The 10,380-nt window shown below is 70.9% G+C and carries 10 protein-coding genes; 7 read left to right on the forward strand and 3 right to left on the reverse strand.

Annotated features, from left to right (window positions below; all coding sequences use genetic code 11):
- Positions 1-186: 186 nt before the first annotated feature.
- From VFB40_RS05815 to VFB40_RS05825, 3 genes are all read left to right on the forward strand, one after another.
- The gene (locus tag VFB40_RS05815; protein WP_324848254.1) at positions 187-1,170 is read left to right on the forward strand and encodes a glucosyl-3-phosphoglycerate synthase; all 984 of its coding nucleotides are present in this window, start codon (positions 187-189) and stop codon (positions 1,168-1,170) included.
- A 156-nt stretch (positions 1,171-1,326) separates the two neighbouring features.
- The gene (locus VFB40_RS05820) at positions 1,327-2,784 is read left to right on the forward strand and encodes an alpha,alpha-trehalose-phosphate synthase (UDP-forming) (RefSeq protein ID WP_349261359.1); all 1,458 of its coding nucleotides are present in this window, start codon (positions 1,327-1,329) and stop codon (positions 2,782-2,784) included.
- A 122-nt stretch (positions 2,785-2,906) separates the two neighbouring features.
- Complete coding sequence (locus tag VFB40_RS05825) at positions 2,907-3,530, forward strand: thymidine kinase (RefSeq protein ID WP_324848256.1); 624 nt, start codon at positions 2,907-2,909, stop codon at positions 3,528-3,530.
- A 156-nt stretch (positions 3,531-3,686) separates the two neighbouring features.
- On the opposite strand, the gene VFB40_RS05830 is transcribed toward VFB40_RS05825, so the two are convergent.
- Positions 3,687-3,998 carry a DUF3263 domain-containing protein gene (locus VFB40_RS05830; RefSeq protein ID WP_349261360.1) on the reverse strand — a complete coding sequence of 104 codons (312 nt, stop codon included), beginning with the start codon at positions 3,996-3,998 and terminating at the stop codon, positions 3,687-3,689.
- A gap of 443 nt (positions 3,999-4,441) precedes the next feature.
- Between VFB40_RS05830 and nagA the strand changes: the two genes are divergently transcribed.
- The 3 genes from nagA to VFB40_RS05845 all read left to right on the forward strand — a co-directional run bounded on the left by nagA (position 4,442) and on the right by VFB40_RS05845 (position 7,786).
- Positions 4,442-5,626, forward strand: coding sequence for an N-acetylglucosamine-6-phosphate deacetylase (nagA, locus tag VFB40_RS05835; RefSeq protein WP_324848258.1), 1,185 nt, complete (start codon positions 4,442-4,444; stop codon positions 5,624-5,626).
- Positions 5,627-5,832: 206 nt separating this feature from the next.
- Positions 5,833-6,027 (forward strand): DUF2304 domain-containing protein, encoded by a 195-nt coding sequence (locus VFB40_RS05840; protein WP_324841107.1) that lies wholly within the window; start codon positions 5,833-5,835, stop codon positions 6,025-6,027.
- 55 nt (positions 6,028-6,082) lie between these two features.
- Complete coding sequence (locus tag VFB40_RS05845; protein ID WP_324848259.1) at positions 6,083-7,786, forward strand: FtsK/SpoIIIE domain-containing protein; 1,704 nt, start codon at positions 6,083-6,085, stop codon at positions 7,784-7,786.
- Here the strand turns inward: VFB40_RS05845 and VFB40_RS05850 are convergent.
- Positions 7,734-8,930, reverse strand: coding sequence for a diguanylate cyclase (locus VFB40_RS05850; RefSeq protein ID WP_324848260.1), 1,197 nt, complete (start codon positions 8,928-8,930; stop codon positions 7,734-7,736). The two genes, VFB40_RS05845 and VFB40_RS05850, sit on opposite strands and share 53 nt — an antisense overlap.
- A gap of 292 nt (positions 8,931-9,222) precedes the next feature.
- Here VFB40_RS05850 and VFB40_RS05855 point away from each other — a divergent pair, with 292 nt between their 5' ends.
- On the forward strand, positions 9,223-9,540 hold the full coding sequence (locus VFB40_RS05855) for a hypothetical protein (protein WP_324841104.1): 318 nt from the start codon (positions 9,223-9,225) through the stop codon (positions 9,538-9,540).
- A 257-nt stretch (positions 9,541-9,797) separates the two neighbouring features.
- Here VFB40_RS05855 and VFB40_RS05860 read toward each other — a convergent pair.
- Positions 9,798-10,380: ClpB D2-like domain containing protein (locus tag VFB40_RS05860; protein WP_527249187.1), on the reverse strand; the 583-nt coding region annotated here is incomplete at its 5' end.

Consider the following 10,380-nt stretch of genomic DNA (forward strand, 5'->3'; position numbering starts at 1 on the left):
GGGGTACCGCATTCCTATGACCCTTATGGATCGTCTCGAACTCTACCGGACGGGCGCGATTCCACCACCTCCGTTTCACCTGTTGGGCATATGGTCCGACAGACTGGCGCTGTGGGTGGGTAGGGACGAAGCGCGGCGGGTGGACAGAGCAGAGCCGGCGAACCGAGACAGCGAGCGGATGGAGCGGTGGCGGACACAGTGGACGAGCTCGATCCGGCGCGCGAGTGGCTTTCCCGGCGCACCTCGCACGAGTCCGACTGGCCGCTGGCCAGCCTGCTCGGGCTGAAGGCCGGCAGCGGCGCCACGGTCAGCGTGGTGCTCCCCGCGCTCAACGAGCAGGACACGGTCGGCCCGATCGTCGCGGCGATCGTCGCCGACCTGGGCCGCCCGGGGCTGGTGGACGAGGTGGTCGTGGTCGACTCCGGCTCGACCGACCGCACCGCAGCCGTGGCCGCCGCGGCCGGCGCTCGGGTCGTGCACCGCGAGGACGTGCTCACCTGCACCCCGACGCTGCCCGGCAAGGGCGAGGTGCTGTGGCGCTCACTGGCCGCCACCACCGGGGACCTGATCTGCTTCGTCGACGCCGACCTGGAGCAGTTCTCCTCGGCGGTGGTGCGCGGCGTGCTCGGCCCGCTGCTGGCCGATCCGCGGATCCTGCTGGTCAAGGCGGCCTACGAGCGGCCGCTCGCGGACGGCACGACCGTGCACCCGGCGGGCGGCGGCCGGGTGACCGAGCTGGTGGCGCGGCCGCTGCTCAACCTGTACTGGCCGGAGCTCGCCGGGTTCGTCCAACCGCTCGGCGGCGAGTACGCGGGCCGCAGGGACCTGCTGGAGTCGCTGCCGTTCCCGTGCGGCTACGGCGTCGAGTTCGCGCTGCTGGTCGACACCTACGCGGCGCACGGCTTGGACGCGCTGGCGCAGGTGGACGCCGGGATCCGCCACCACAGGCACCAGGACGAGCAGGCTTTGGGCCGGATGGCGGCGGAGATCCTGCAGGTCGCACAGGCCCGACTGGGCGGACCCGAGGCGGTGTCGACGAAGCTGACCCAGTTCGTCAGGGCGCCCGGCGGTTTCGCGCCGACGACTCGGGATATCGCCGTTCCGGAGCGGCCGCCGCTGAAGACGGCGGCGCTCGCGTGGACCGGCCAAGGGGCGCCGGAGGACCGCTAATCGAGACGAGTTGGCCCGGATGGTGATTAATCGGGGCCGGGCCTGGAAACGACGGACACCGTGTTCGGATCTGGCAGCACTGACAGCACCCATGGCGACGACGGCACCGGAAAGCCCGCGGACTCGGAGTACTCCGAGTCCGGCAAGGCCTCCGTCCTGGTCGCGTCGAACCGTGGCCCGGTCTCCTTCTCCCTGGCCGAGAACGGCGAGCTGAGCGCCAAGCGCGGCGGCGGCGGGCTGGTTTCCGGCCTCTCCTCGGTCGCGGCGGACGGCGAGGCGGATCAGGTGTGGGTGTGCGCCGCGCTCTCGGAGGGCGACCGGGCGGCCGCGCGCCGCTCGCCCGGCGGGCGGCTGGACCGGATCGGCCTGATCGACTCGGCCTCGCCGGTGCGGATGCTCGACATCGACGCCGGCACGCTGCATCGGGCGTACAACGCGGTCGCCAACTCGACGCTGTGGTTCATCCACCACATGCTCTACGCGACGCCGGTCAGCCCCAGCTTCGACGAGGGCTTCGAGCGCGAGTGGGAGTCCTACGTCGCGTACAACCGGGCGTTCGCCGAGGCGCTGGCCGAGGAGGCCGCCCCGCAGGCCCGGGTGCTCGTGCAGGACTACCACCTGGCGCTGGTCCCGAAGATGCTGCGCAACCTGCGGCCAGACCTTCACATCGGGCACTTCTCGCACACGCCGTGGGCGCCGCCGGACTACTTCCGGATCCTGCCGGACCAGATAGCGACGGCCGTGCTCGAAGGCATGCTCGGCGCGGACCAGCTCGGTTTCCTGACGGAGCGTTGGGCGCTGGCGTTCATGGACTGCTGCGAGCGGTTCGGCGCGCAAGCCGACCGCGCGCGGATGACGGTGACTTCACCGCGCCAGGACGTCCCTACCCGGATCGGCGTTTACAGCCTCGGCGTGGACGCGGAGTTCATCGTCGAGCGGGCGAGCCGCGCGGACGTAGCGGGACGGCTCGCGGTGCTGCGCGAGTCGGTCGGCGACCGGCAGGTGATCGTGCGGGTCGACCGCACCGAGCTGTCGAAGAACATAGTGCGCGGCCTTGAGGCGTACGCGGATCTGTTGCGTCGTCACCCCGAGTGGCGCGGCCGCGTGGTGCACGTCGCGTTCGCCTACCCGAGCCGGCACGACCTGCCCGAGTACCGCGAGTACACCGCCGCGGTGCTGCGGACCGCGAAGCGGATCGAGGACGAGTTCGGCACGCCGGACTGGGAGCCGCTGATCCTGCACGTCGAGGACGACTTCGCGCGGTCGCTGGCGGCCTACCGGCTGGCGGATGTGGCCGTGGTCAACCCGATCCGCGACGGGATGAACCTGGTCGCGAAGGAGATCCCGATCGTCGCCGCGGCGACCGGAGGGGCCTGCGGGCTTGTGCTGTCGCGGGAGGCCGGCGCGTTCGCCGAGCTGGCCGAGGACTCGCTGGTGGTGAACCCGTACGACGTCACCGGCACTGCCGAGGCGCTGCACGCGGCGCTCTCGATGGACCGCGAGGAGCGGCGCAGGCGGTGCGAGCGGCTGGCGGCGGCCGGCGCGGCACTGCCGCCACAGCGCTGGTTTGCCCGGCAGCTGGCCGACCTGTCGCGCAGCGTCGAAGACCGGTAGCAGGGTTTTGGCCTAGCGGCGCTATCGGCAATGGCACCGACTCTTAGTGCGGTGTTCATTGGAATACTGTGGCCCGCTGCGCCACAACCCTGCCCCCGCGTCGAACGGATGCCGCAACGTCCATGGCCGAATTGATCTTCTTCTCCGGGACGATGGACTGCGGCAAGTCGACGCTGGCGCTGCAAATGGACCACAACCGTTCCGCACGCGGTCGCCGCGGCCTGGTCTTCACCCGCGACGACCGGGCCGGGCACGGCGTGCTCTCCAGCAGGCTCGGGCTCTCCACGGCCGCGGTGGAGGCGGCCGAGGACACGGACCTCTTCGCGTTCACGGCGGCCGCGCTGGCCGCCGATCCCGAGATCGATTACGTGATCTGCGACGAGGCCCAGTTCCTGAGCGCGCATCAGGTCGAGCAGCTGGCCGAGATCGTGGACGAGCTCGGCGTGGACGTGTTCGCCTTCGGCATCGCCACCGACTTCCGCACCCGGCTCTTCCCGGGCTCGCAGCGGCTGATCGAGCTGGCCGACGAGATCCGGGTCATGCAGGTGGAGACGCTGTGCTGGTGCGGCGCGCGGGCGACCCACAACGCGCGCACGGTCGGCGGCGAGATGGTCGTCGAGGGCGAACAGGTCGTGGTCGGCGACGTCACTCCGGACCGAGAGGTGGTCTACACGGTGCTGTGCCGCCGTCACCACCGCGCCCGCCAAGCGCAGGGAGTGCCGGCACCGGCCGTTGCCTCTGCCTGACCGCAGCTGCCCTCCCGCCGCAGGAGTCGGCGCCGACCGTCGCTGACGCCTAAGTAGCGCAACGCGGACAGCATCGAACGCAACGGCCTTCGCGAGCGCCCGAACTCGGTCCGGTGGGCGCCGGTGACGTGGTCGTCGGAGCGGGCCAGGGCCGCGCTAGCGGCTTGCGCTGACGGTCCCGGTTCGGGCGGAGCGGGCCCGCTGCCGGGCGGCGCGCTGCCGACGCAGCCGCTTGACCAGCATCGGCTCGAACTCCTGCGCCTCCGGACGGTCGAGCAGCGCGTTGAGCACTTGGTAGTAGCGGGTCGCGGACATCTCGAAGCGGTCCCGGATCGCCTGTTCCTTGGCCCCGCTGTACTTCCAGTACTGCTTCTCGAAGGTCAGCACCGCGCGGTCGCGCTCGGACAGCGGCCGAGTCTGCGGTGGGGCCGGTTCCGCTTCTGGCGGACCGTCAGTGACCTCGGTCACCACGGCGAGCTCGGCCGGCTCCTGCCGCTGCTCCGGGAACTCCCGCTCTGACGTGGCCTCAGACGGGTTCGGGATGAACGCTTCCGACGGATGCGGCTGCTCTGAGCCCACTTCACCCGACACGGCGTCGGACACACGTTCGCGCAGCGTTCGCGACGTCATCTGATTACTCCTCAGCTGCGGTGCACGCCCCCTGCCCTCTTTCCCATCGTATGCGCCACCGCCGACAAGTCGAGCAGCACCGAGCAAGTGAAGACCGCGAAGCGGCCGAGGGAAGCTGGAGCCGTTGCCGGGCCGGCGATCCCCTCGCCATCACGGCCTGCGAACGGCTCTGGCCCGGTCGGAGCCCCGTAGCGTAAGGTATTGCCGCTAAGGTCTATACCAATCCGGATCGAGCGGCCGCTGCGGCCCCGCCAGGTCCACCTCGACGCAAGGTAGTCCCGATGCCAGTACTACGCCACGCCCGCCTCGTCCTGCCCGACGGTGTCGTCGAGAACGGCTGGCTGTGCACCGAAGGCGAGCGGATATCCGCCCTCGGCGGACCCGCGCAGCTGCCGCCGCCCGGCCCCGACGGCACGCGGCACGACCTGTCCGGCCACTACGTCGTGCCCGGCTTCGTGGACATGCATGTACACGGCGGGGGCGGCGGCGCCTTCTCCTCCGGCCGGATCGACGAGGCGCGCAACGCGGTCGCCTTCCACCTGAGCCACGGCACCACCACGATCATGGCCTCCACGGTCACCGGGGCGCTGTCCGATCTGGAGCGGTACGTCGCGGAGCTGGCCGAACTGGTCGAGGACGACGTGCTGGCCGGCATCCACCTCGAAGGGCCGTTCATCGCCCGCTCCCGGTGCGGCGCGCACGACCCGAACCTGCTGCTCGACCCGGACCCCGAGGCGGTCAAGCGCCTGGTCAAGGCCGGGCGCGGCGCGGTGAGGATGGTGACCCTCGCCCCCGAGCTCGAGCACGGGCTCGAAGCGACCGGCCTGCTGGCCGACTCCGGCGTGATCGCCGCCATCGGCCACACCGACGCCACCTACGCCGAGGCCAACCTCGCCATCGCCCGCGGCGCCCGGGTCGCTACGCACGTCTTCAACGCGATGCGGCCGGTGCACCACCGCGAGCCCGGACCGGTTACCGCCGCGCTGGAGCAGGAGGAAGTCTTCGTCGAGGTGGTCAACGACGGCATGCACGTGCATCCGTCCGTGGTCCACCTCGTCTTCTCGGCGGCCGGCGCGCACCGCGTCGCGCTGATCACCGACGCGATGGAGGCCGCGGGCGCTGCCGACGGCAAGTACCCGCTCGGGCCGCTCACGGTCGAGGTGAGCGATGGCGCGGTACGCGTCGCCGGGACCGACACGCTCGCCGGCTCCACGCTCACCATGGACAACGCGCTGCGCAACACCGTGCTCAGCGTCGGCGTTCCGATCGAGCAGGCCGCCGTCTCGGCCGCCCTCACCCCGGCCCGGGCGCTCGGCGTCGATGATCAGGTCGGCAGCCTGGAGATCGGAAAGTACGCCGACCTCGTGGTGCTGAACGAGGATCTGCGCGTGGTCGCGGTCATGCGCCGCGGACGCTGGGTCCACGGCATGGGAGTGACGGCTTACGCTCCCGCGGTCACCCTTTAGCAGGCGTAGCTTTGTCGACTTTCCACCCGAATGGATGACTAAAAGGCCATCGCACCCATTTGTCGGTTTTAGGAATGTAGTCCGGTTGAGAGAATCCGGATGAACGTGCCAACCATTTTCAACTGGCCGCGGTCCCGCGGGACCCGGCCAGAGGCGCGCTCACCAGTTCGGTCCGGCGGTTCCAACCGACAACACAGGGAGCGACGATGGTTCTCTCCGTCTCCGGTGTACTGCTGCTCGGGATCATCACCTTCATCCTGTTCCGCAAGGACGGCCTGAAGGTCTCACACATGATCGTGTGCATGCTCTTCGGCTTCTATCTGGCCTCGACCTCGATCGCCAGCTCGATCAAGAACAGCGCCGACTCGGTCGCGGGGTTCATCAGCGGGTTGCACTTCTAGCGGCGGGCCGGGACCAGCGCCATGACAGGGCTGTCGAGATGACGGGGCCGCGCACATGACCCAGGCCGCCCGCACCGCGGACTCGATGTGGACCCGGCTCGGCCGGGTGGTCGCCGAGTCGGCGCCCGTCGTCTGGTTCAACGACTCGGTGCTGCACCATCCGCACATCACCCGGGGACGCGGGATGGCGCAGGACGGCTGGTCACGCGTCCTGGACATCTGCTATCCACTGATCGTGCTGCTGCGCGGCACCCGGCGCGGCGCGGCGCAGCTCGGCGCGTGGTGGAAGGACGCGCCCAAGGACAAGCGCCGTCTGCAGACGGTGATCGCGCTGGTCTGCCTGATCGGGGTCGGGCTGCTCAAGTTCGGGCCGCTGCTGCTGATCCTGGCCTTCCTCGGCGCGGCGGCCTGGCTCGGCCGGGACACCTCGCGCAAGGGCGCGGACCCCGAGTCGCCCGAGCACGTCGGCCGGCTCCAGGCGATCTACAACGGCCTGGTGCCGTATCTGCAGAACGGCGACGACCCGGATCAGCACTTCAAGCCGGGCGGCGGCTACCGGGACGCGTTCACCGCCTGGGAGTTCGACGAGCAGGACCGGCTCATCCGGCTGCGCATGGACTACTCGGAGTACTTCCGCGACGGCGAGGCGGACAGCCGGGCGAAGGTCGAGCGGGCGCTGGAAGGCAAGATCGGCCACGCCAACGAGTACCTGTACGCCTGGGACGAGGAGGGCAACCACCTCGACGTGCGGATCCTGCCGCCGCTGCCGGACGGCATCGCGGCGCAGCCGTGGCCGGTCGCTGACATCGAGTTCGTGCTCGGCGTGACCGATCCGGGTTCGGCGGGCCGGCTGATCCCGATGCTGGTGGCCGACCCCGAGGCCGGCGAGGACACGCTGACGCCGCAGGCCGCCGCGCGCGAGGAGGTGCCGCCCGGCTTCAAGGTCGCGCAGCTGGCGCCGGTGATCTGGCGGCTCGGCACGCCCAGCACCAACCCGCACCTGCTGCTGACCGGCGGACCGGGCACCGGCAAGTCCACCGCGGTGCGCTCGCTGCTCGGCCAGGCGCTGGCGCGCGGCCACCGGATCGCGGTGATCGACACCGACCAGACCGCCGAGTACGGCGCGCTGGCCGGGCGGCCGAACGTGCTGCGCATCACCGAGGAGCCGGCCGACTCGCTCGACCTGCTGGACTGGTTCGGGCTCGAGATCGAGCGGCGGGCCGAGCAGGCGCGCGGCGTGGCAACTACTCCTGACGCGGGATCAGACGCCGCGCCGGAGCTTGTATCGCGGCCGACGGACAGTGCAGCGCCGGACGCCGACGCGCAGCCTGACCGCGAAGCGACGGCCTCCGGGATCTCCGACATCGAGCGCGGCCAGGCCGCCGAGCCGCCGCTGTGGCTGTTCGTGGACGACCTGCCGGAGCTGTGCGCGGCCGCCGCGCGGCTCGGCCGCCCCGACCCGCAGGACACGCTCGCGGTGCTGGCCCGCAAGGCCAGGTTCGCCCGCACCACCCTCGTGGTCACCGCCCGCGTCGACCAGGTCGCGGCGCTGCGCCCGGCCCTGCGCAACCAGCTCACCTCGCGCATCGCGCTGGGCAAGGTGGACCCGGTGACCTCCACGCTGCTGTTCGGCGGCACCCTGGAGCTCGGCGGGGCGCAGGTGATGCCGCAGGGCCGCGGCTACGCGCGGATCGGCTCCGGGCCGGTCATCCGGCTACAGACGCCCTACGCGCCAGCGCTCGCGCTGTCAGCCGCGTGAACGAGGCCCTGGAGCGCTTGCGGGCGTACATCTCGCGGTCGGCAGAACCCAGAAGCTCCTGGGCCCGCTCCTCGGGCGCGAGCACGTTCTCCGGGCGGGCCGGCTCGTAGGCCAGGCCCAGCGAGGCGCGCACCAGCATCCGCTCCCCGGCAACCATGACCGGGTGGGAGAACGCCTGGTCGATCCGGTCGACCAGGGCCAGCGCCTCGTCGTAACCGATTCCGGCCGCGACCACGACGAACTCGTCTCCGCCGACGCGGGCCACCACGTCCTCGCCGCGTACCGCGGCGCGCAGCCGCTCGGCCACCAGCCGCAGCACCAGGTCGCCGGCGCCGTGCCCGTGGTTGTCGTTGACCTCCTTGAACCGGTCGAGGTCGCAGAAGATCACCGCGAGCGGGATCTGGTCGGCCAGCAGCGCCACCAGACGCTCGCCGAGCTCTATCGGGTTCGCCAGGCCGGTGAGCGCGTCATGCCTGGCTTGGTGCCGCAGGTGCTCCTCGCGCCGGTGCCGCTCGGCGATGTCCTTGCGCAGCCGCTCGTGCTCCTGCTCCAGCCGGGCCATGCGGGCCGCGGCCTCCTCGTGCCTGCGCGCGTTGAGGATCGCGAAGCCGGCCTGCTCGGCGAACATGTCCAGCACGTCGCAGACCCAGGGCGCCGGGATCCGGCCGTCCGACGGGTCGTCCACCGAGAGCATCCCGACCAGCTCGCCGGACCCGTCCCGCATCGGCACCAGCAGCGCGTACTCCGGCTGCCACAGCTCGGCCTGGTCGGGCCGCGAGTCGATGCCCGCCGCGAAGGTGTGGATGCCCTCGGGCGTGGTGTCGTCGGTCAGCTCGCGCACGAAGCGCAGGTTCCCCCAGGCCTCGGCGCCTTCCAGCAGCTCCTCGATGGCCTTGCGCGGGCAGGTGTTGCCCAGCAGCGCCTCACGCAGCTCCTCGGGGCCGGCGGTGGCGCAGCAGCGCAGGTCGCCGTCCTCCTGGACGACGTTGACCGCGACGTTCCGAAAGGGGGTGCAGCTGGCTACTCCGTCCGCGATCGCCTGCATCGTCGCGTCGAGCCCGACGGCGGCGTTGACGCCGCTAATCGCACGGTGGAGCGGGCGGAGGGCGGACAGCGGTATGTGTCCTTCCAGGCCCTTATCCACCACAGTCGAACCCCGATCGCTCGTGCTCGGGACCGGTGCGACCGGCCGGGCGCCGCGCCGGCCTGGTCCGCGGGAACCATTCGGGCGTTCTCCCACCGAATGCACCGAGCCAGACACGGAATGTACAACAGGAACACCCGTCCGCACCAGGCAGTCTTCCGGCCCTGATATTACCTGGTCGCGGTGGTGGGTAAAGAATCGGCAAGGTTCCGCGACGCTTCGGAAACAGTACGGCCGGGCGTGTCGCGAACGGCTCGCGGTGCGGTACCGTTCCAGAGTGGGTGTATCAGGCATGGACCATCCGATGATCAGCTCGGACCGGTTCGAGGCGGCGCGGCGACGCACCGCCTACGTTCCACCGATCAATGTGGGCGGCCGCGCGGTCAAGGACCGGCTCGACCGCCACCTCGCCGTGCTCGTGCCCGAGGGCGCCGATCCGGCGCGCGGGGGCCGTGGCCTGCCGATCGCCGAGCCCGCGCGGCTCGGGGCCGGTGCGGCGCAGACCGTGCAGCTGCTGCGTGAGATCACGCCGCGTCCGGCCGCGCCCACCCGGCGCAAGCTCTCGCTGCGCGCTCCGCTGCGCTCCTTCAAGCGCTGGATAGGCTTCTAGCCCTTCCGCGTTATCCGCGCCGTTGATCGCTGCGGCGCGGCCTGCGGAGGGCGCGCGTCCTCACCCACGACCCGCGCCGTCCGTTATGTGCCGCGCATGACCGCAGAACTAACTCGGCGTAATCGTTTGCCTCGGCCGCCCGGCACCACGAAGGCCGTGAAAGAACCACAGACATGAAGTGGGGCCTCCCTTCCGGGAGGCCCCACTTCAACGTTCGGACCCTGTGCAGTCCGTCAGGCAGGACCGGCGGCCGCGCGTTACGCGGCCGTCGAGTCGCCCGGCGCCTGAGCCTGAGCCTGAGCCGGCGCCTGCACCGGAGCCGGTGCGGGCGGGGCGTCGGCCACCGCGGCCTCGATGTCCGCCGGGCTGCTGATCTCCGGCAGGTTCGACTTCGGCGAGGCGGTGAAGGTGAACTTCGCCTGGTCGCCGGAGCCCTCGGTGTCCACGAGCACGATCGAGCCCGGACGCAACTCGCTGAACAGGATCTTCTCCGACAGCGGGTCCTCGATCTCGCGCTGGATCGTGCGGCGCAGCGGCCGGGCGCCAAGCAGCGGGTCGTAGCCCTTGTCGGCCAGCAGCAGCTTGGCCGAGCGGGTGAGCTCGATGCCCATGTCCCGGTCCTTGAGCCGCTCGTCGACCTTGGCCATCATCAGGTCCACGATCTGGATGATGTTGTCCTGGGTCAGCTGCGGGAAGACGATCGTGTCGTCCACGCGGTTGAGGAACTCGGGCCGGAAGTGCTGCTTGAGCTCGTCGTTGACCTTGTTCTTCATCCGCTCGTAGCCGGTGGCCACGTCGCCCGCGGCCGCGAAGCCGAGGTTGAAGCCCTTGGAGATGTCC

Source organism: Actinocrinis sp. (assembly GCF_035650855.1).
GTDB lineage: Bacteria > Actinomycetota > Actinomycetes > Streptomycetales > Catenulisporaceae > Actinocrinis.

Bases quoted from the DNA above. Each gene is read 5' to 3' on its own strand.
- VFB40_RS05825 (WP_324848256.1), top strand. From the start codon at position 2,907: ATGGCCGAATTGATCTTCTTCTCCGGGACGATGGACTGCGGCAAGTCG.
- nagA (WP_324848258.1), top strand. From the start codon at position 4,442: ATGCCAGTACTACGCCACGCCCGCCTCGTCCTGCCCGACGGTGTCGTC.
- VFB40_RS05840 (WP_324841107.1), top strand. From the start codon at position 5,833: ATGGTTCTCTCCGTCTCCGGTGTACTGCTGCTCGGGATCATCACCTTC.
- VFB40_RS05845 (WP_324848259.1), top strand. From the start codon at position 6,083: ATGACCCAGGCCGCCCGCACCGCGGACTCGATGTGGACCCGGCTCGGC.
- VFB40_RS05855 (WP_324841104.1), top strand. From the start codon at position 9,223: ATGGACCATCCGATGATCAGCTCGGACCGGTTCGAGGCGGCGCGGCGA.